Raw genomic sequence first — 19897 nt, 5'->3', positions numbered from 1 at the left:
GAGGTGAGGTGGTGTGGGGGGACGGGGCCTGGTGGGGGGCGGGGGAAGGCGCCGGGAGTGGGCCGGGGTGACGCGTACGCGGTAGGTGCCGTTGGTGTTCTCGGTGAGGACGGTGACGGTGACGCCGCTCGTGTGGTCCCTGAAGGTCTGGCCGGGGCGGAAGGTGGCGTCCGTCAGGTCCGAGTCGACGTTGGGGGTCCCGGTGTAGCAGCCGCGGCTGTGCGGGGTGGCGTCGACGACGCGGATGGGGGCGTGGCCCGAGGGCACGTCGGCGGCGACGTGGTAGATCAGGACGCCGGGGCGGCAGACGATCGGGTCGAGCAGACCGCTGGTGCGGGCCTCGACGACGAAGCCGGTGTGCGGGCCGGTCGGGATGACGACGATCTTGGTGCCGCCGGGCGTGGAGACCGGGGTGAGGGTGTGATCGGTGGGCGCCCTGCCGGCGGGCGCGCAGTGCACCTGGCCGGGAGTGAGCCAGCCCATCTTCCACTTGTGCCAGCCGAGGAAGTCGTTGCTCGGTCCCCAGTCCTCGTCCATCGGGTCCCAGTGGCCGACCGGCGTCGGGCCGTCCCGGTCGTCCGTGAAGTAGAGGTCGGGCAGGCCGAAGGAGTGGGCGTTCTCGTGGTTGATGACCCGGAAGGCGCTGAGCCCGGTCTGCCGGCTCCAGATGAACGACACGTTCGTGAACGGCACCCCGCGGCCGGTCTTCAGGCCCAGGTCGGCGCCGCTGAAGGTCACCGACAGGACCGTACGGGTGGCGGGCGGGCCCGCGTTGGGGGACGCGATGACGTTGATGACGTCGTAGTCGCGGAAGTCCACGTACGGGTCGACGGCGTGCACGATCTCGCGGGAGAGCGCGTGGTAGCCGCTGTCCGAGGCCGGGTCGAAGTCGGCGCCGCGGGTGATGCCGTACGCCTCCAGGGGGCGTGACATCCGCAGCCACCGGAAGAAGGGCCGGGGGACGTAGTTGAGCCGGCCGAACGAGCTGGTGCGGAAGAAGTCCGTGGCGGCCGGGAAGAACTCGGCGAAGCGGGACATCGGCGAGAGTCGGGCCGGGGCGTCCGGGAAGTCGATGAAGAGGGTGAGGGCCCGGACGGTGCCGGTCGCGTGGGCGTAGCCGGCGGGGGTGGTGGCGGCCTCGGAGACGTCGTCGCGGATGCCGCGCAGGGCGCAGGGGCCGGCGGGCGGCGCGGTGTGTGGCGCACCGGCCGCCGGCGGTATCGCGACGGCGCCGGGGTGCGAGGACAGGGCGACGGCGGCGGCCGCGGTGGTCGCGGCTGCGGCCAGTGCCGCGCAGAGCTTCTGCCTCATACGTTTCAGCTTGCGGCGGTGGATCTTGGCGGGCGCGCGGGGCTGCGTCAAATGGAGGGTCACCGGGGGCCGGCTGCCGGTCCGGCGGGGGTTCGGGCCCGCGTGGCCCACGTCACAGAGCGCGCGGGAAATATCCGGGGAGGTCCTCCCCGTTCACGTCTGTGTCGGTCGAACCGGGGAGCGTGTCCCCGGTTCATCCGGCCCAGGAGTCCCGGTTCCCCCGGGCCGGGAGTTCCGGCTCATCCGGTCCGGGAGCGACGAGAGAGGAGTGTGCCGAGGTGATCGCTTCGGTGCGTTGCGGTACGGGCGGGCAGCCGCGGCTGCGGGCCGACGCGCTGCGCAACCGCGAGCGGATCATCGCCGCCGCCCGGGAGACGATGGTCGAGTTCGGGGCCGAGGTCCCGTTCGATGAAATCGCTCGACGTGCGGGGGTCGGCAATGCGACGCTTTATCGTCACTTCGCGGATCGCCAGGAGTTGATCCACCACGTCACGCTCTCGGTCATGTCCCGTACCGCGGACCGTGCGGAGAGCGCCCTCGCCGAGGAGTCCGATGCCTTTGAAGCGCTGCGGCGCTTTGTCCACGCCGCGGTGGAGGAGCGGATCGGGGCGCTGTGCCCGCTGCTCTCGGACGGCATCGACCTGGCGCATCCCGAACTGCTCGCCGCGCGCGAGCGCCTGGACGCGGCCATCGAGGCCGTCATGGGTGCCGCGCGCGACAGCGGCCAGCTGCGCACCGACATCGCCGTCGGTGATCTGATGGTCGCGCTGACCCAGCTCACCCGCCCGCTGCCTGGATGGGGGTCCCCCCGGACGAAGTCTGGGGGAGGCTGTCTCGACTTCGACAGGTTCGTGCACCGGCATCTCCAGCTGTTCCTGGACGGTCTGCGGGCGCCCGGCCGGTCCGAACTCCCCGGCTCCGCCGCCACGTTGGAGGACCTGAGGCACCACCGCCCGTGAGCCCTTACGGCCGCCCGTGAGCCCGTACGGTTCGCCGGCCCCGTAGGGAGTCCCGGGCCGCCCGCGCGGCGGCGCGCCTGCCGGCCACCACGTCCGTCCTGTTGTCCCCAGTCCCTGTCCGCCCGCACCTCCGTCCCGCGTGCGACGCCCGTCCCGCGGAACACCCGTCCCGTTGTTCGCTCACCGCACCACTAGGTGGACCTCGTCATGCCTGAAACAGCCAACCACGTCGATCCGCGGCGCTGGAAAGCGCTCATATTCATCGCCCTCGCACAGCTGATGGTCGTCCTCGACGCGACGATCGTGAACATCGCGTTGCCCTCCGCCCAGACGGACCTCGGCATCAGCGACGCCAACCGGCAGTGGGTCATCACGGCCTACGCGCTGGCCTTCGGCGGGCTGCTGCTCTTCGGCGGCCGGGTGGCCGACCTGTGGGGACGGCGGCGGACCTTCATCATCGGGCTCGTCGGATTCGCGGTCGCCTCCGCGCTGGGCGGGGCCGCGGTCAACGAAGGGATGCTGCTGGGCGCGCGGGCGCTACAGGGTGTCTTCGGCGCGCTGCTCGCACCGTCGGCGCTGTCGCTGCTGGCGGTGACCTTCACGGAGGCCCGGGAGCGCGCCAAGGCGTTCGGCGTCTTCGGTGCGATCGCCGGTGGCGGCGGCGCGGTCGGGCTGATCCTCGGCGGTGTGCTGACCGAGTACATGAACTGGCGCTGGACCTTCTTCGTGAACATCCCGTTCGCGGTGGTCGCCGCGACCGGTGCCGTCCTGGTGATCCGCGAGCCCGCACAGGGCCGCAACTCCTCCCGGCTGGACATCCCCGGCGTCATCCTCGCCACGCTCGGCCTGGTCTCGCTGGTCTACGGCTTCACCCGGGCCGAGTCGGACGGCTGGCTGGCCGGCGCGACGCTGGGACTGTTCGCCGCGGCGGCGCTGCTGCTGCTGGCGTTCGTGCTGGTCGAGTCCAGGGTGAAGGCGCCGCTGCTGCCGCTGCGGGTGGTCGCCGAGCGGAACCGCGCCGGTGTCTACGCGTCACTGGGCCTGGCCGTGATCGGCATGTTCGGCCTCTTCCTGTTCCTGACCTACTACCTCCAGATCGTGAAGGGGTACACGCCGGTCGTGACCGGTCTGGCCTTCCTCCCGATGGTCGCGGGCATGATCACCGGCTCGACGCAGATCGGCGCCCGGCTGATGACCCGGGTCCGGCCGCGGTTCCTGATGGCGCCCGGCTTCACGGTCGCCGCGCTCGGCATGCTGGTGCTGAGCCAGATCGATCTGGACACGTCCTACCCGGCGCTGATCCTGCCCGGCTTCGTGCTGATGGGCCTCGGCATGGGCACCGCGTTCATGCCGGCGATGTCCCTGGCCACGCACGGCGTGCAGCCGCGCGACGCCGGTGTCGCCTCCGCGATGGTCAACACCTCGCAGCAGGTGGGCGGTGCGATCGGTACCGCCCTGCTGAACACCATCGCGGCCAGCGCCACCACCGCCTACGCCACCGCGCACGCGGCCGGGGCGCGCTCGGTGGACCTGCTCAAGCTCCAGTCGATGGTGCACGGCTACACCACGGCCATCTGGTGGGCGGTCGGCATCCTGGTGCTGGCGGCGGTGATCGCCTTCACCTTCATCAACACCGGGCGGCCGGGTGCCGGTTCGCCGGCCGCCTCGTCGGACGAGGACGCCGCAGCGGGGGCCGGTGAGGCGGATGCGCAGCTCCCGGTGATGGCGCACTGATCCCGTGACGGCGCACTGAGCGAAGCCGTACGGGGCGGGTGCCGGGGCGCCGGGGCCTCCTGAAGGGCGTACGCCGCCGATCGCCGACGGTGCGCGTACGCCCCCGCGCCCCCCGGTCCCCGCACCCCCGAACCACCCGATCGCGTTCCTTCGCACCGGCTGCGCCGACTGCACCGGCCTCCCTTGGTTCCGCTGAACGTCAGCGGAGCCAAGGGAGGTCGGCGCCTTGCGGTTGCAGCCCCTCGGCCATGACCCCGCAGATCTCGTCGAGTTGGCTGATCTGCTCCGGGGAGAGCCGATCGAAGATCGCGGCCCGGACCGCGGCGACATGTCCGGGCGCGGCCTTCTCCAGGACCCGCATGCCCTCGTCCGTGAGATGGGCGTTCTGGCCCCGCTTGTCCGACGGGCAGTCCTCGCGCCGCACCCAGCCGTTCTTCTCCAGACGGGCCACGGCATGCGAGAGGCGGGAACGCGTGATCTTGGCGTTCTGGGCCAGCTCGGTCATCCGCATCCGGCGCCGCGGCGCCCGGGAGAGCTGGACGAGCAGGCCGTAATAGATGTGCGGCATGCCGGCGTCGCGCTGGAGCTGACGGTCGAGGTGGTCCTCCAGGAGCGTCGTGGCGTGGAGGTAGGACTGCCAGGCGTGTTGCTCCTCGTCGGTGAGCCAGCGCGGCTCGGTTGCGGGTTCGTTGCTCATGGCATCCACTCTCTCACCGCTCCACGGGTTATTGAATGTTTAACAACGTGGAGTTAGGCTGGGAAGTGCCCTCTTGAATGTTCAAGTAAGCGCGCGGCGGCACGGGGGAACCCGGGCGCGACGGACGTTCGTGGGGCACCGATTAACGCCAGTGTGACGCCGTGGAGCCGTTATGTCCGCAATGCCCGCCATATATCTGAGTCACGGTGCGCCACCGCTCGCCGACGACCCGGTCTGGCCGGGGCAACTGGCCGCCTGGTCCGCGCAGCTGCCCCGCCCCAAGGCCGTCCTGATGGTCTCCGCCCACTGGGAGGAGGCCCCGCTCGCCCTCGGTGCCACCGAGACGGTGCCGCTGGTTCACGACTTCTGGGGCTTCCCCGAGCGCTACTACCGGGTGCGCTACCCGGCCCCGGGCGCACCGGAACTCGCCGAGCGGATCCGCAGGACGCTGCGGGCACCGGGCACGCCCGTCGAGGACATCCCCGACCGCGGGCTCGACCACGGGGCGTACGTCCCGCTCGTCGAGATGTACCCGGACGCCGACGTCCCGGTGCTCCAGATGTCGCTGCCCACCCTCGACCCGCGGCGGCTCTACGCGATCGGGCGCCGGCTCGCACCGCTGCGCGAGGAGGGCGTACTGATCGTCGGCAGCGGCTTCTTCACCCACAACCTGGCGGCGCTGCGGCAGTCCGCGGACGGGACGCCCGCCTGGTCGGCGGAGTTCGACGACTGGGGGCGGCGGGCCTTGGAGGACCAGGACCTCGACGCGCTCTTCGACTTCACGCACCGGGCCCCGGCCGGCGCCCTCGCGCATCCCCGCACCGAGCACTTCGCGCCGCTGTTCGTGACCCTGGGCGCCGCGGACGCCCAAGGTCAGCTGGGCACCGGGCGAAGTGTGATCGACGGCTACTGGATGGGGCTGGCCAAGCGGTCGGTGCAGTACGGCTGAGGGGGCACCGTCCGGCGCCGGTCAGGTGCCCGGCGGGATCAGCTCCAGGGAACGGAGCGCGGCCGACAGAGCGCGGTCGTCGCCGTCCTCGGTCCAGGAGGCAACGTCCAGCGCGGTGTCGGTCAGCTTGACCGCGTGCGCGTCGCCGTGCGCGGCGGCTCGGGCGAAGACCTCCTCCGGGGTGAGCGGGCCGGCCGCCAGGGGAGGCAGCGGCGCGTCGGGGGCGTAGACGGAGGTGAGCGCGGCGCTCGCCGTCCAGGCCGCGCGGAGCGAGGCCGCCCAGAGGTCGCGGGGGAGCGCCGGGAGGGTGCGCAGCACGGCGCTCGGCGCGGTGGCCGCGTGCACCAACAGGACCGCGGAGCCGTGCCCGTGGTCGAGATAGCGGTGGGTGGCGGCCTGGACGACCGCGGCCAGCAGGTCGCGCGCGTCGTCCGGGTCCCGCGGGGCGCGCAGCCGGTCGGCCGCCGCCGACCACCCCTCCGTGCCGGGCAGCTGGGCCAGCCCGTCGAGGACGGAGGGCCGCTGCTCGGCGACGCGCGGCAGGGCGGCCAGCGCGTCGGCGGGGGAGGCGGTGCCGCTGGGGTGCACGGACACCGGCAGCGTGGTGTGGCGGGCCGCCCAGTAGCCGATCGCATGCGCCAACTCCGTGATGCGGGGCTGCTCTTCGCCCTGCTCCAGGAGGGTGCGTACGGCGTGGCCGACGCGGATGACCGGGTGCGTCGCGGCGCCCGCGATACCGGGCAGCAGCCGCGGCCACCACTCGGCGAGCACCTCCCGCCAGGGGCGTTCGGCGACCTGTCGGGCCAGGTAGGCGGTCCAGTCGGTGACCCGGCGGGGATCGCCCAATGCCTCCTGCCAGTTGGCGTCGGTGATCGTGGATCGGGCGGCCGGTACGTCCTCCAGTTGGGTGGTGTATTCGTCGAGCCAGCGGTGGACCGTACCCGCCTGACCGTGCCGGACCAGCGCCTCCACGGCCATCGGGCCGTGATTGGCCAGGTACCCGTGGAATTCGGGGCCGGTGGTGTGCAGGCGTTCCAGGGCTTCGTCAAGTGTGCCGCTCGTCGTATCCATGGCCCGAGGCTAGGTCGGCCGCAGACCGGGCCGTAACGGACCGCGGACGGATCCCCAACGGGGCTGCGGGCCTACGGCGTTGGTCGTAACGCGGCGGGCCGGGGCCGTTGTCAGTGGCGGGTGCGACGCTGGGGTCATGGCTGCCCACGACGCCGGTTCCGGAGCCGGGGGCGCCGCAACTGCCGGTGGACGGCGGGGGATCGGGGAAAACGGACGGTGGGAAGACGGGCGGCGGGAAATCCGGACAGGAGGTGTCGGGTATGGGGGAGAGGCTGGCTGCCATGACGAACGAGGACTCAGGGCGGAGCGGGCACGACGAGGGACGGGGGAACGGGGAGACCGAGTGGACCGGGCGGGAGGGCGGCGGCGGGCCGGGTGATGGTGATGCGGTCGGCTGGGCGGACGTGGAGGCGGCGGTGCCGGACTTCGCCAGGGAGGTGCGGGAGCGGTTCGGGGCGTTCCGGCACCATGTGCTCGCCACGCTCCGCAGGGACGGCGCGCCGCGGCTGAGCGGTTTGGAGGCGGACTTCCGCCACGGCGAGCTGTGGCTGGGCATGATGGCCGGCTCGCGCAAGGTGCGGGACCTGCGGCGGGACCCGCGCTTCGCGCTGCATGCCAATCCCGGCGGCGGTCCGGATCTGGCCCTCGGCGACGTCCGGGTGTCCGGGCGGGCGGTCGAGGTGACCGACCCCGGGATCATGGCGCGCTATGCCGCGGCGGTGCGGCCGCCCGAGCCGTTCCACCTGTTCCGGGCCGAGCTGACGGAGGTGATGCGCACGTCCACCGAGGAGCTCTACCTGAAGCTGGAGAGCTGGCGGCCGGGCCGGCCGCTGCGGACCCTGCGCCGTAGGTCGGACGACCCTGAGGTGCTGGCGGAATGAGCGCCCCGGGGGTGGCCCGGGTGGGCTGGGTGGCCCGTGGTGGCGCGGGGTGCGGAGTCGGGTGGCCGCCCCGGCGGGGACAGTACGGCCTCAACCGCGGCTGAGGTGAAGGGGGTTGATCTTGAGAGGGTTGGGGGCGAGGCGGTCCGGTGACGTCCGGTGGTGCTCAGCGCTCCGCGCCCAATGCTCAGCGCTCAGCGCTCAATGCCCAGTGATCAGTGCGCGGTGCGCGGGCTATGCGCGGTGCGCGGACGGTGCGGGCCGTGCGGCTCGCGGACGCGGTGGGTGCGGAAGACGTAGAGCGAGACGACGAACATCACGGCGAACATGACCACGCCCCAGCCCGACGACTTGAGGACGGAGGGACCACTGACGGAGTAGAGCCAGCCCATCGCCGTACCGAAGAGCGCCGCGTACGCCAGGGCCCGGGTCTCGGTGATCATGGTCGGGCCGAAGTGCACCAGAGGCACCCCCAGGGCGCCGGAGACCACGGCGGCGATCAGCCCGAGGAGCGCGGCGTGACCGCCCGAGTCTCCGGTGGTGTGGGCGAGCCAGATCGTGTAGCAGCCGAAGCCGAGCGCCGCGATGACGGGGAGCGCCACGGAGAGCCGTGTGCGGTGCGCGGTGCCGACGACGGTGCGTTCCTCCGGCACGGCGACGGTCGCGCCGTGCTCGGGTTCGACGGTGCCGTGGGAGCGGGCCGCCCTCGCCTCGTGCGCCGGGCCCCCGCCGGAGTGCTGGTCGCCGTGCGCGTGCTGGTCCATGACGGGCTCCTCTCGTTCGCCCCTGCTTCCTGTCCAGGCGACACCCGGGGGCCGGGCGCGTCAACTGGATCAGGCGCCGCACGGACGGCCGCCGCCCCCGCCCTGATCCGGCGACGCGGCCCGGATCAGGCGGTCCGGCCCGGATCCGGCGACACGGCACCCTGGCCCGGATCAGGCGCTCCGGCGCCGCATCAGGTCGAGCCTTTCTGGTACGTCAGGTCGGGCCTTCCGGTACGTCAAGTCAGGTCCTTCTGGTACCAGGCCACGTCCCAGTAGCGCCCGAACTTGCGGCCCACCTCCGTGTACGTGCCGACGTGCCGGAAGCCGAAGCGGGCGTGCAGGCGGACGGACGCCTCGTTGGGCTGGGTGATCCCCGCATAGGCGCGGTGCACGTCCTCGTCGGCCAGCGCCGCGAACAGGGCCGCGTAGAGCAGCGTGCCGACGCCCCGCCCGGCGGCCTGCGGGGCGCAGTAGACGGTGGTCTCGACGGAGGTGGCGTACGCGGCCTTGGGACGGAAGGCGCTGCTGGTCGCGTAACCGAGCAGGGTGCCGCCGGGGTCCTGGGCAACCAGAAGGCGGTGTGGGCCGTCTTCAGGGTGGGAGAGCAGCCACGGGCGACGCCGCTCCTGGCTGAAGGGCTCCGTGTCGAATGTGATGGGCGTCTCACGGATGTAGTGGTTGTAAAGATCCGTAAGTGCCGTGAGGTCCGACTCGACGCCCGCTCTGACCTGCACTTCCCTGCCTATGGATGACATCCGGCCTCCTTGTTGGGGGCGCAGGGTACTGCATGATCAGAAAAATAGGGGCGCGGCTTGGGAATTCTGTCCGGATTCCGGCCGTTGTTTCCTTCGGACGGGTCAGCCGGTCGACCACCGGTAGTCCGGAGAGCAATCGACAGAGCATCGACCCGCGCCACCGTCCCGCGACCGACTCATCGCAAAGGGAGCACACGCATGGCAACCCGTGCCGTCGCCCGTAGTCAGGCCAGCACCAGTGGATCTGATGGGGCCACCAGCGTTCGCGCCGGAGGCGGGGAGATCGCCGACCGCGACCTGGTCGGCATGTACCTCGACGAGATCGCGCGCACGCCGCTGCTCGACGCCGCCAAGGAGGTCGAGCTGTCCCAGACCATCGAGGCGGGGGTGTACGCACAGCAGATCCTGGACGGTGAGGTCACCGACGGCAATGCCGCAGGTGCCGACCGTGCGGAGCTGGAGGCCATGGCCGCCGAGGGCGCCCGGGCCAAGGACGTCTTCATCCGGTCCAACCTCCGGCTGGTCGTCGCCGTCGCCCGCCGCTACCCGCGCGCCGGTCTGCCCCTGCTGGACCTGATCCAGGAGGGCAACGCCGGCCTGGTCCGCGCCGTGGAGAAGTTCGACTACGCCAAGGGCTTCAAGTTCTCGACGTACGCGACGTGGTGGATCCGCCAGGCCATCACCCGCTCCATCGCCGACCAGTCGCGCACGATCCGCCTGCCCGTGCACCTCGTGGAGGAGCTGGGCCGAATCCGCCGGGTGCAGCGCGAGTTCAACCGTGAGAACGGCCGCGACCCGGAGCCGGCGGAGGTGGCCGGCGAGCTGGGCTCGACGCCCTCCCGGGTCACCGACGTCCTGGACTGGGCCCGCGACCCGGTCAGCCTGAACATGTCGGTGGACGACGACGGCGACACCCAGTTCGGCGACCTGCTGGAGGACACCTCCGCGGCCTCGCCCGAGCAGTCCGTGCTCACGCTGCTGCGCAGCGAGGAGCTGGAGGACCTGATCGACCGCCTCGACCAGCGCACCGCCTCGATCATCAAGGCCCGCTACGGCATAGAGGACGGCCGTGAGCGCACCCTGACCGAGGTCGGCAAGCAGCACGGCCTCACCCGGGAGCGGATCCGGCAGATCGAGAAGCACGCGCTGCTGGAGCTGAAGCGGATGGCGCGCGACACCGGGTTCGACGCGGCGGCCTGACCCGCCTGGCCGCCTGGCCACCTACCCGGCCAGCCGCCCGGTGACCCGGCGTGCCGCGGGACCGGCTGCGATCCGCACGCCGTACCCCGGTTCGGTATGCCCGAGTTGGCATGCCTGAGCCGGCGCGCCCCGAGGCGGAATATCTGGAGAGCGAGCCCCGGTGCCATTGCGGCGTCGGGGCTCCGTTGTGCCGGTAAGAGCCCTGGGGTCTGTGCCGGTGACGGCGTCCGGTGCCGGTGAGGGTGTCCGTGCCGGTGAGGGCGCTCGGGGTCGCTGTCCCAGGGTGCGGGATGCGACGCCCTTGACGCCCGTCCTCCACTACCCGTCCCCCGAGGGCCGTTACCCGTCCCCGAGGCCCGTTGCTCTGATGCCCGTTGGCTCGATGCCCGTTTGAGTCCGATCGATGTCTGAGTCTGTTTACTTCCCGGAAGGTCGCGCGTAACATCCCGGGAAACCACAGGTTCGGTCATGGAACGGACGCAGACGCAGATGTATGCACCGGAGCGCCAGCAGGAGATCCTGCGGCTCGCCCGTGAGAGCGGGCGGGTGGACGTGCTCTCCCTCGCGGAGGAGTTCCAGGTCACCGCCGAGACCGTACGGCGCGACCTGAAGGCGCTGGACCGCGCGGGACTGGTCCGCCGGGTGCACGGCGGCGCCATCCCGGCCGGCCGGCTGGACTTCGAGCCGGACCTCGCCGAGCGGGACGCGGTGGCCGCCGACGAGAAGCAGCGCATCGCGCGGGCCGCGCTCGCCGAGCTGCCCGGCGGCGAGGGCCCCGGCAGCGTGATCCTGGACGCCGGTACGACCGCCGCCCGGCTCGCCGCCGAGATCCCGCTGGAGGCCGAGCTGACCGTGGTCACCCACGGCCTGCCGGTCGCCGCGCGACTGGCCGACCACCCCGGCCTCACCCTCCACCTCGTGGGCGGCCGGATCCGGCACCGCACCCGGGCCGCGGTCGACGACTGGGCGCTGCGCGCCTACCGGGAGATCAATGCCGATGTGCTGTTCCTGGCGACCAACGGCTTCTCTCTCGACGGCGGCCTGACCACCCCGGACCTGGCCGAGGCGGCGGTCAAGCGGGCGCTGATCGCCGCCGCCCGCCGGGTGGTGCTGCTCGCCGACTCCGCGAAGTTCGGGCAGCAGCACTTCGCCCGCTTCGGCGAACTGTCGGACGTGGACGTGCTGATCACCGACACCGGGCTGAGCCCCGAGGACGCCCTCGCCATCGAGCGGGCCGGCACGGAGGTGGTCCGCGCGTGATCCTCACCGTCACCCCCAACCCGAGCCTGGACCGCACGTACGAGATCCCGGCGCTGGACCGCGGCGCCGTGCTGCGCGCCACCGCCGACCGGATCGACCCGGGCGGCAAGGGCGTCAACGTCTCGCGCGCGCTCGCCGCCGCCGGGCACCGCACCCTCGCCGTACTGCCGTTGGGCGGCCCCGCGGGCGCGGCGCTGGCCGGGCTGCTGGCCGCCGAGGGCATCGAGGTGGCGGGCGTCCCGGTGGCCGGGCAGACCCGCTCCAACATCGCCGTCGCGGAGCCCGACGGCACCCTCACCAAGATCAACGCGACCGGTCCCGAACTGACCGCCGACGAGTCCGAGGCGCTGCTGGCGACGGTCGGCGAGTGCTCCGCCGGTGCCGACTGGATCGCCTGCTGCGGCAGCCTGCCGCGCGGCCTGGAGCCCGAGTGGTACGCCGCGCTGGTCGCCCGCGCCCATCGCGCCGGCGCCCGGATCGCGCTGGACACCTCGGGCCCGTCGCTGACCTCGGCGCTGCGCGAGTTCCCCGACGTCGTCAAGCCGAACGCCGGGGAACTCGCCCAGGCCGTCGGCCGCCCCCTGGCCACCCTCGGCGACGCGGTCAAGGCCGCCGAGGAGCTGCGCGCCCGGGGCGCCCGCGCCGTCCTGGCCTCGCTGGGCGCCGACGGACAGCTCCTGGTCGACGCGTCCGGCGCGCACTTCGGCAGCGCCCCGGTCGCGGCCGTACGCAGCAATGTCGGCGCCGGCGACGCCTCGCTGGCCGGCTTCCTCGCGGCCGGCGGCAGCGGTCGCGCCGCACTGGCCGCCGCGGTGGCGCACGGTGCGGCGGCCGTCCAACTGCCCGGCAGCCTGATGCCGACGCCGGCGGATCTCGCGCCGGCGAGGGTGACGGTGACCGGTGAGGTGCCGCTCGACCGGGAGCTGACGGAACCGGTCGAGCGCCCGGAGCCGGGACCATGACGGGGCCGGGGGCGCGCGGTGGTGTGCGTCCCGGTCCGGCACGCGCCTCCCGCGGCCGGGTGCCGCCGCACGCCGCTCCCGCCCCCAAGTGCCGTACGGCAACGGCCCGTTACGACCCCATACGCCCCGGGGCGCGGCTCCGGCGGCACCTCTCCCACTCCGGCCCCGTCCCGTCATCCACCCACTCCGCCCCACCGCCCCGCCGGCGGTACCGCGTGCAAGGGAGCCCGCGATGAGTGAGCTGATCACCGCGGAACTGGTCGACCTCGACCTGTCCGCCGAAACGAAAGACGCCGCCGCCCGTTCGCTGGCCGAGCGGATGGCCGCTGCCGGGCGGGTCACCGACCTGGAGGGCTTCCTCTCGGACGTGGCCGCGCGCGAGGCGCAGATGCCGACCGGCCTGGACGGCGGCATCGGGATCCCGCACTGCCGCAGCGCACACGTCACCGAGCCGACGCTGGCCTTCGGGCGCAGCGCCGCCGGTATCGACTTCGGTGCGCCGGACGGCCCGGCCGACCTGATCTTCCTGATCGCGGCCCCGGCGGGCGGCGACGCGGACCATCTATCGATCCTGTCGTCCCTGGCGCGTCAGCTGATGGACGAGGCGTTCACGGGCGCCCTGCGGACGGCGACGGAGCCGGGGCGGGCGGCGGCGCTGATACGGGGGGAGGAGCCCGGGGCGGAGCCGCCCGCGGCGCCCGCGGCGCCCGCGGAGGCGGCGGCGACGGCGGCGACGGCAGCGGCTGAGGCCGAAGCCGAGGCCGAGGCCGGGCCGCGGCGGGACGCCGACGGCGTGGCCACCCCAGAGTCTGCCCCGGAGCCCGCCCCCGAGCCCGCCCTAGACCCCGCCCCGGTGCCCGACCCCGCGCCCGCCTTCCGCCTGGTCGCCGTCACCTCCTGTCCCACCGGTATCGCCCACACCTACATGGCCGCCGAAGCGCTGGAGAAGGCCGCCCGCGCCGCCGGGGTCGAACTGACCGTGGAGACCCAGGGATCGGCCGGTTTCCGGCGCCTCGACCCGGAGCTGATCGCGGCGGCCGACGGCGTGATCTTCGCCCATGACGTCGAGGTCCGGGACCGGGAGCGGTTCGCCGGCAAGCCGGCCGTCGACGTCGGGGTGAAGGCGGGCATCAACCGCCCCGCCGAACTCATCGCCGAGGTACGGGAGAAGGCCGCCCGCGCCGCGACCGGTGCCCCCGAAACCGGTGCCCCCGCACGGCCCGCCGCCCCCATGGACAACGGTGCAGAGGCGGCCGACGGCTACGCCACCCGGCTCCGTAAATGGCTCATGACCGGTGTCAGTTACGTTGTTCCATTCGTCGCCGCCGGCGGCCTGATGATCGCGCTCGCCTTCGCGATCGGCGGCTACACGATCAACAAGGCGCCGTCGGTGGCCGACCACTTCCTGTGGGGCGAGCCCGCCAGCTGGGCGGCCCTGCTCTTCCAGGTCGGCGGTGTCGCCTTCGGCTTCCTGGTCCCGGTCCTGGCCGGCTTCATCGCGTACGGGATGGCCGACCGGCCGGGGCTGGTCCCCGGGTTCGTCGGCGGCGCCATCGCGCTCACCGTCAACGCGGGCTTCCTGGGCGGGCTGATCGCCGGTCTGCTGGCGGGCGCGGTGGTGCGGGCGATCCTACGGGTCGGGGTGCCGCCGGTGCTGCGCGGCATCATGCCCGTCGTCGTCATCCCGCTGCTCTCCTCGGCCGTCGTCGGCTTCCTGATGTTCCTGGTGGTCGGCAAGCCGGTCGCCGCGCTCCAGAAGGCCCTGACCGACTGGCTGTCCGGCCTCTCCGGCGCCAACGCGATCATCCTCGGCGTGATCCTGGGCCTGATGATGTGCTGCGATCTCGGTGGCCCGCTGAACAAAGTCGCCTACGCCTTCGCGGTCGGCGGCCTCGCCAACCCCAACGCGGGCAGCCTGAAGGTCATGGCCGCGGTGATGGCGGCCGGGATGGTGCCGCCGCTGGCGATGGCGCTGGCCACGACCGTACGCGGCCGGCTCTTCACCAAGGCCGAGCGGGAGAACGGCAAGGCCGCGTGGGTGCTGGGCGCCTCCTTCATCACCGAGGGCGCCATCCCCTTCGCCGCCGCCGACCCGCTGCGCGTCATCCCCTCGGCGATGGCCGGCGGTGCGGTCACCGGCGCCCTGTCGATGGCCTTCGGCTGCACCCTGCGCGCCCCGCACGGCGGTGTCTTCGTCGTCCCGCTGATCGGACAGCCCCTGCTGTACCTCACCGCCGTCGCCGCCGGCACCGCCGTCAGCACGGGGCTGGTCGTCCTCCTCAAGGGCCTGCGCACCCCGTCGCCGGACGCGCCGCGGGCGGCGGCAGTACCGGCGGCTGCCGCCGAGGCCGCGCCCGTGCGGTGAGTGCGCCGTGAGGTGCGGTCGCCGTGACGTAAGTACGCCGTGAGGTACGTCTTTTTACGCCGTGCGGCGAGTCCGCACCGACCAGTGGCTGCTTGTCGGCCTGAACTCCGGCTGCCTGTCGGTGGTTTCGACGGTTTCGACGGTTTCGACGGTTTCGGCAGTCGGTTTCGTCAGGTATGCGACGAGGCGGTGGCCGGCCCCCGGAGGAGCCGGCCACCGCCTCGTAGGCCGGCGGGGAGTGCCCGCCGGGGCGCGTCGCGTCAGACCGCGCTGCCCGCCTGCCACTGGGACCAGGAGAGGTTCCAGCCGTTGAGGCCGTTGTCGGGCTGGACGGTCTTGTCCTTCGAGTTCTTGATGATCACGACGTCGCCGACCAGCGAGTTGGTGTAGAACCACTTGGCCGGGGTGTCGCCACCGCCGCCCTTGTTGTCCTGGAGGCCGACGCAGCCGTGGCTGGTGCCGGAGTGGCCGAAGATCGACGGGTCGCCCCAGTAGTTGCCGTGTATGAAGGTGCCGGAGGCCGACAGCCGCATGGCGTGCGGCACGTCCTTGATGTCGTACTCGCCGCCGAAGCCGACCGTCGAGCCGTCCATCCGGGTCTGCTCGAACTTCTCCGAGATCACCATCTGGCCGTTGTAGGTCGGGTGGTCGGCGCTGCCGCCGGAGATCGGGATGGTCTTGATGGTCTTGCCGTCCTGCTGGACGGTCATGGTCTGGGTGTTCATGTCGACCGTGGAGACCTGCGAGCGGCCGATGGTGAAGGTCACCGTCTTGGACTGGACGCCGGTGATGCCCTTGCCGCCCTTGACCCCGTCCAGGTCGATCTTCATGGTGACCTTGGAGCCGGCCTTCCAGTAGTCCTGCGGCCGGAAGTCCAGGCGCTGGGAGCCGAACCAGTGGCCGACGACCTGCTGGCCGCTGCTGGAGGTCACCGTGATGTGGGACTGGACGTCCTTCTTGTTCGTGATCGCCTTGTCGAAGTTGAACGACACCGGCATGCCGACGCCGACGGTCTTGCCGTTGTCGGGCGTGAAGGAGCCGATGAAGCTGTTGGCCGACGAGACCGTGGAGAACGTCGCGTTCTCGGTCGCGGAACGGCCCTTGGCGTCCTTCGCGTTCGCCGTGATCTTGTACTTGGTGCCCCGGTCCAGCGGGGCGCTGGGCTTCCAGGAGGTGCCGTCCTGCGATATGGCGCCGGGCACGTCCTTGCCGGTGTCGGCGGCGATGAGCTTGACGTTCGTCAACTTGCCGCCGGTGACCTTCACCCCGGTGTCGTTGATGCTGGCGTCGGTGGCGCCGTCCTTCGAGGAGACCTGGATCTTGGCGTCGGAGGCGTCCTTGGCGGCTGCGGCGTCCGCGGCCCCCTGGCCGTTCTTGCCGTCGTGCCCGCCGGCCTCGGCGTTGCCGCCGCACGCCGACAGGGACATCGCGCCCGCGGCGATCAGCGAGGTCAGGACCAGGATGCGGCGCGTCCGGCGGGCGCGGCCCGGTGCGGTGGCATCCCGCAGCTCAGAGGGGTGGAGCGGCTGGTGCGGGGTGCGGGACTGGGCGGGCGCGGGGTTGTCCGGCGATGTCACGAGCTGCTCCATACAGGGGTGTTGTGTTTCCGTGCTGGTAAACAGCACCTACGGGTGGATTTGGTTGCAGGTACGGCCAGGTTGTGACGAAGGTCACATTCGCGCGGGGAGGGGTCGGCCGGCCGGCCCCGATAGCCAGGTTCGCAGCGGTGTGCCGTGTTCGTCCAGGCGGGGCGGGGCGGCGGGTTGGGTCACAGGGGTGCCCGACAGGCGCAGCGGGCTGCTGACTTGGGGGATGCGCCCTTCGCCGACCGGGGTGAGCGGGTCGAGCCCGAGCCGGGCCGCCAACTCCAGCGCCTCGGAGAGGGTGTGGACCGGGCCGCACGGCACCGACACCGCGGTCAGCCGCTCCGTCCAGCCCCGCGGATTGTCGGCGGCCAGCCGGTCCTCCAGCGCCTTGACCAGATCCGTGCGGTGGCGCACCCGGTCCCGGTTGTGCCGGAAGCGGGCGTCGTCCGCGAGCTCCGGCGCGCCCAGCGCATCCGCCAGCGCACGGAACTGACGGTCGTTCCCCACCGCCACGGCCAGCAGCCCGCCCCGGCAGGCCAGCGTCTCGTAGGGGGCGATGCTCGGGTGGCGGTTGCCCGTCGGGCCGGGGTCGCGGCCGGTGGCCAGATGGGCGGACGCCTGGTTGACCAGCGAGCCCAGCAGCGACGAGAGCAGATTGACCTCCACCAACTGGCCCGCGCCGGTGCGGTCGCGGTGCCGCAGCGCGGCCAGGATGCCGGTGGCGGCGTCCTTGGCGGTCAGCACGTCCACCAGCGCCACGCCCGCCTTCAGGGGGCCGCCGCCGGGCTCGCCGGTGATGCTCATCAGCCCTCCGACGGCCTGCACCACGAAGTCGTAGCCGGGCAGGGCGGCGCCCGCGCCCGAACCGAAGCCGGTGATGGTGCAGTGCACCAGGCCGGGATGGGCGGCCAGCGTGGTGGCGGGGTCCAGCCCGTACTTGGCGAGCGCGCCGGGGCGGAAGTTCTCGATCAGCACGTCGGCCCGGCGCGCCAGTTCGCGGGCGAGGGCCGCATCGTGCGGGTCGCTCAGGTCCAGGGCGAGGCCGCGCTTGGACCGGTTCGCGGCGTCGAAGTACGCGGCGGTGCCGTCGGCGGCGAACGGCGGCCCCCACGCCCGGGTGTCGTCACCGGTACCCGGCCGCTCGACCTTGATGACCTCGGCACCCAGGTCGGCCAGCGTGGCCGCGGCCAGCGGGCCGGCCAGCACGCGGCTGAAGTCGGCCACCAGGACGCCGTCCAGGGCGCGCGGGCCGGGCTGCCGGGCTTGCTGCGGGGCTTGCTGCGCGCCGGTGCGGGGCTGCGGCGTCGGCTGCGGCACGGGCGTACTCCTCACGTCGCGGACGAAGTGCCGCCATCGTTGGCGACGGCCGTACGCCGGGGGAAGGGTCCGCGGTGTCCAACGGGGCGGGCGGGAGTGCGCCGGTGCGGCCGATGGTGTGCGGGTGCGCGGGGCGCGGGCCGCGGGGAGTGTGGGGACGCGGGGTATGGGGCAGACACTTGGTGTCGGGAATGAGAGGAAATGTCATAGGAGATGTGTCACTTAGGGACGTAAGTCCCTAGATCCCCTGTCGGAAGGCCTGAGGTGTGGTGTCTACTGGCCTTGCCAGCGCCCACCCGTTCGGGAGGAACAGCATGCCCCCCTCCGTTTCGATTCTGCAGCAGATCGGCCTCGGCGTGCTCCTGGTCGTCGTGGTCCTGTGGACCGTCGGACTGGTCAGACTGACGCGGCGGGACGAGCACGAGGACACGGCCGGGCGGCCGGCGTCCCGCCGCTCGCGGGATCTGCTCGGTTCGGTGCCCCGGCAGACCGGGCCCGGCGGGCCGGCCTCGGAGAGCGTCGAGCTGAGCGCCGCCGAGCGGGAGGCGTTCGAGGGGCTCGTACGGCAGCTCACCAGCCGCAGTTGAGGCCCGCCCGGTGCGCCGGGCGGGCCGGCCGCCGCTCAGCGCATCGGGCCCAGCTTCAGCAGCGCCAGTGACGCCAGCATCTGGACCGACACCGCCGCCGCCGACTTGTGGGTGGGCAGGTGGTGCTGACCACGTATCAGCAGCACCGCGAGGAAGTAGCCGAACCCCCACGTCGTCCAGGTCGCGGCCTGGACGAAGGTGGAACTGGCCGGCAGCCAGGACGCGATGCCCAGCCGCGGCAGGTCCGTCACCCAGAAGAGCACGATGAACAGGCTCGCGGTCGGCGCGAAGCGGCCGTTGCCGCCCAGCGTCCGCGCTATGGCGTGGGTGACCGCTCCCAGGGCGAGGCTGGCCGCCAGCACGCCCGCCTCGGCCATGCCGGCCAGTTGGAGCGCTGCGGTGCGGTCGGCCGCCCACTGTGCCCGGAACGCGTCCACGGACACGATCCCGATACCGCCGCTGATCAGGCACAGCAGCGTCGCCGCGCTCCATGCGCTGCGGTCCCGGGCCTCGTCGAAGACGTCCACCGGCCGGTACCAGAGCCCGAGTATCAGCCGGTGCCACCACAGCCGGCGGCGCCGTACGGGCTCGCGCGCGGCGGGCGCCGGCTCGCGCGGGGCCGGCTGGACCAGTGTGGGCGGCGGGGGTTGGGGGCCCGGCTGTGACGGAGGATGGGACGGTGGCGGCGATGCGGACATACGGCCGTTTCTACCACCGGCCAATTCGGGGTGGTGCGGTGGCGTCGGGCGGGAGTCGGTGGCGGCGGATGAGACGCTCGGCGGGTGAGTCTTCAGACACCGGATCACCACGAGGCGCACGGTCCCGGGCTCGGCGGCCGGCTCAACTGGCTGCGGGCGGCGGTCCTCGGGGCCAACGACGGGGTGGTCTCGACGGCCGGGCTGGTCGTCGGCGTCGCCGGGGCCACCGATGCGCGGGGCACGCTGCTGACGGCGGGGCTCGCGGGGCTGCTCGCCGGGTCCATGTCGATGGCGGCCGGCGAGTATGTGTCGGTGTCCACGCAGCGCGACTCGGAGCGGGCCGCGCTGGCGCTGGAGAAGTGCGAGCTGGCCACGGAGCCGCAGGCCGAACTCGTCGAGCTGACCGAGCTGCTGGAGGGCAAGGGGCTCAGCCGGCAGCTCGCACAGGAGGTCGCCGAGCAGCTCACCGAGCACGACGCGCTGCGGGCGCACGCGGAGGTGGAGCTGGGCATCGACCCCGACGATCTCACCAACCCCTGGCAGGCGGCCGGGGCGAGCTTCCTGGCCTTCACGGCGGGGGCGTTGCTGCCGTTGCTGGCGATCGTGCTGCCGGGGGCCGGGCAGCGGCTGTGGATCACGGTGGTGGCGGTGCTCGCGGCGCTGGCGCTGTGCGGGTGGAGCAGCGCCCGGCTGGGGGCGGCCCCCGCGGGGCGGGCGATCGGCCGCAACATGGCGGGCGGTGCGCTGGCGATGGGCGTGACGTATGCGGCGGGGGCGCTGCTGGGGGCGGCCGGGGTGTGA

The 19897-nt window shown here is 72.9% G+C and carries 18 protein-coding genes; 10 read left to right on the top strand and 8 right to left on the bottom strand.

Going from position 1 to position 19897, the window contains the following annotated elements; all coding sequences use genetic code 11:
• A partial coding sequence (locus RZ84_RS15075) for a M6 family metalloprotease domain-containing protein (RefSeq protein ID WP_078894644.1) occupies nt 1-1311 on the bottom strand: 1311 nt, incomplete at its 3' end.
• Nucleotides 1312-1592: 281 nt separating this feature from the next.
• Here RZ84_RS15075 and RZ84_RS15070 point away from each other — a divergent pair.
• A complete protein-coding gene (locus RZ84_RS15070; protein WP_052230488.1) occupies nt 1593-2270 on the top strand; it encodes a TetR/AcrR family transcriptional regulator in 678 nt (225 codons plus the stop codon).
• A 207-nt stretch (nt 2271-2477) separates the two neighbouring features.
• The gene (locus RZ84_RS15065; protein WP_043269936.1) at nt 2478-4004 is read left to right on the top strand and encodes an MFS transporter; all 1527 of its coding nucleotides are present in this window, start codon (nt 2478-2480) and stop codon (nt 4002-4004) included.
• A 199-nt stretch (nt 4005-4203) separates the two neighbouring features.
• On the opposite strand, the gene RZ84_RS15060 is transcribed toward RZ84_RS15065, so the two are convergent.
• A complete protein-coding gene (locus RZ84_RS15060; protein WP_043264764.1) occupies nt 4204-4701 on the bottom strand; it encodes a MarR family winged helix-turn-helix transcriptional regulator in 498 nt (165 codons plus the stop codon).
• A gap of 172 nt (nt 4702-4873) precedes the next feature.
• Between RZ84_RS15060 and RZ84_RS15055 the strand changes: the two genes are divergently transcribed.
• A complete protein-coding gene (locus RZ84_RS15055; RefSeq protein ID WP_043264763.1) occupies nt 4874-5650 on the top strand; it encodes a dioxygenase family protein in 777 nt (258 codons plus the stop codon).
• A gap of 21 nt (nt 5651-5671) precedes the next feature.
• On the opposite strand, the gene RZ84_RS15050 is transcribed toward RZ84_RS15055, so the two are convergent.
• The gene (locus tag RZ84_RS15050; protein WP_043264762.1) at nt 5672-6721 is read right to left on the bottom strand and encodes a questin oxidase family protein; all 1050 of its coding nucleotides are present in this window, start codon (nt 6719-6721) and stop codon (nt 5672-5674) included.
• Between the two features lie 404 nt (nt 6722-7125).
• Between RZ84_RS15050 and RZ84_RS15045 the strand changes: the two genes are divergently transcribed.
• Nucleotides 7126-7602, top strand: a complete 477-nt coding sequence (locus RZ84_RS15045; RefSeq protein WP_043269934.1) for a pyridoxamine 5'-phosphate oxidase family protein — start codon at nt 7126-7128, stop codon at nt 7600-7602.
• 215 nt (nt 7603-7817) lie between these two features.
• Here RZ84_RS15045 and RZ84_RS15040 read toward each other — a convergent pair whose 3' ends face one another.
• Both RZ84_RS15040 and RZ84_RS15035 read right to left on the bottom strand, forming a co-directional pair.
• Complete coding sequence (locus tag RZ84_RS15040; protein ID WP_043264761.1) at nt 7818-8366, bottom strand: hypothetical protein; 549 nt, start codon at nt 8364-8366, stop codon at nt 7818-7820.
• A gap of 236 nt (nt 8367-8602) precedes the next feature.
• The gene (locus tag RZ84_RS15035; protein WP_043264760.1) at nt 8603-9121 is read right to left on the bottom strand and encodes a GNAT family N-acetyltransferase; all 519 of its coding nucleotides are present in this window, start codon (nt 9119-9121) and stop codon (nt 8603-8605) included.
• A 198-nt stretch (nt 9122-9319) separates the two neighbouring features.
• On the opposite strand from RZ84_RS15035, the gene RZ84_RS15030 reads away from it, so the two are divergent.
• From RZ84_RS15030 to RZ84_RS15015, 4 genes are all read left to right on the top strand, one after another.
• A complete protein-coding gene (locus RZ84_RS15030; RefSeq protein WP_043264759.1) occupies nt 9320-10321 on the top strand; it encodes a sigma-70 family RNA polymerase sigma factor in 1002 nt (333 codons plus the stop codon).
• Between the two features lie 489 nt (nt 10322-10810).
• On the top strand, nt 10811-11581 hold the full coding sequence (locus tag RZ84_RS15025) for a DeoR/GlpR family DNA-binding transcription regulator (RefSeq protein WP_043269931.1): 771 nt from the start codon (nt 10811-10813) through the stop codon (nt 11579-11581).
• Complete coding sequence (pfkB, locus tag RZ84_RS15020; RefSeq protein ID WP_043264758.1) at nt 11578-12543, top strand: 1-phosphofructokinase; 966 nt, start codon at nt 11578-11580, stop codon at nt 12541-12543. The genes RZ84_RS15025 and pfkB overlap by 4 nt, the downstream gene beginning before the upstream one ends.
• 232 nt (nt 12544-12775) lie before the next feature.
• The gene (locus RZ84_RS15015; protein WP_043264757.1) at nt 12776-14908 is read left to right on the top strand and encodes a PTS fructose transporter subunit IIABC; all 2133 of its coding nucleotides are present in this window, start codon (nt 12776-12778) and stop codon (nt 14906-14908) included.
• A 260-nt stretch (nt 14909-15168) separates the two neighbouring features.
• On the opposite strand, the gene RZ84_RS15010 is transcribed toward RZ84_RS15015, so the two are convergent.
• On the bottom strand, nt 15169-16497 hold the full coding sequence (locus tag RZ84_RS15010) for a L,D-transpeptidase (protein WP_078893775.1): 1329 nt from the start codon (nt 16495-16497) through the stop codon (nt 15169-15171).
• Between the two features lie 81 nt (nt 16498-16578).
• The gene (locus RZ84_RS15005; protein ID WP_043269927.1) at nt 16579-17733 is read right to left on the bottom strand and encodes a CaiB/BaiF CoA transferase family protein; all 1155 of its coding nucleotides are present in this window, start codon (nt 17731-17733) and stop codon (nt 16579-16581) included.
• A 392-nt stretch (nt 17734-18125) separates the two neighbouring features.
• Between RZ84_RS15005 and RZ84_RS15000 the strand changes: the two genes are divergently transcribed.
• The gene (locus tag RZ84_RS15000; RefSeq protein ID WP_043264756.1) at nt 18126-18398 is read left to right on the top strand and encodes a hypothetical protein; all 273 of its coding nucleotides are present in this window, start codon (nt 18126-18128) and stop codon (nt 18396-18398) included.
• Between the two features lie 35 nt (nt 18399-18433).
• Here RZ84_RS15000 and RZ84_RS14995 read toward each other — a convergent pair whose 3' ends face one another.
• Nucleotides 18434-19096 carry a YIP1 family protein gene (locus RZ84_RS14995; RefSeq protein WP_241777713.1) on the bottom strand — a complete coding sequence of 221 codons (663 nt, stop codon included), beginning with the start codon at nt 19094-19096 and terminating at the stop codon, nt 18434-18436.
• 84 nt (nt 19097-19180) lie between these two features.
• Here RZ84_RS14995 and RZ84_RS14990 point away from each other — a divergent pair, with 84 nt between their 5' ends.
• Nucleotides 19181-19897: a VIT1/CCC1 transporter family protein gene (locus tag RZ84_RS14990; RefSeq protein ID WP_043264754.1), complete on the top strand. Its 717-nt coding sequence runs from the start codon at nt 19181-19183 to the stop codon at nt 19895-19897.

Source organism: Streptomyces sp. CT34 (assembly GCF_000805335.1).
GTDB lineage: Bacteria > Actinomycetota > Actinomycetes > Streptomycetales > Streptomycetaceae > Streptomyces.
Note: the sequence above shows the minus strand (reverse complement) of the source record. Positions and strands in the feature narration are given on the sequence as shown.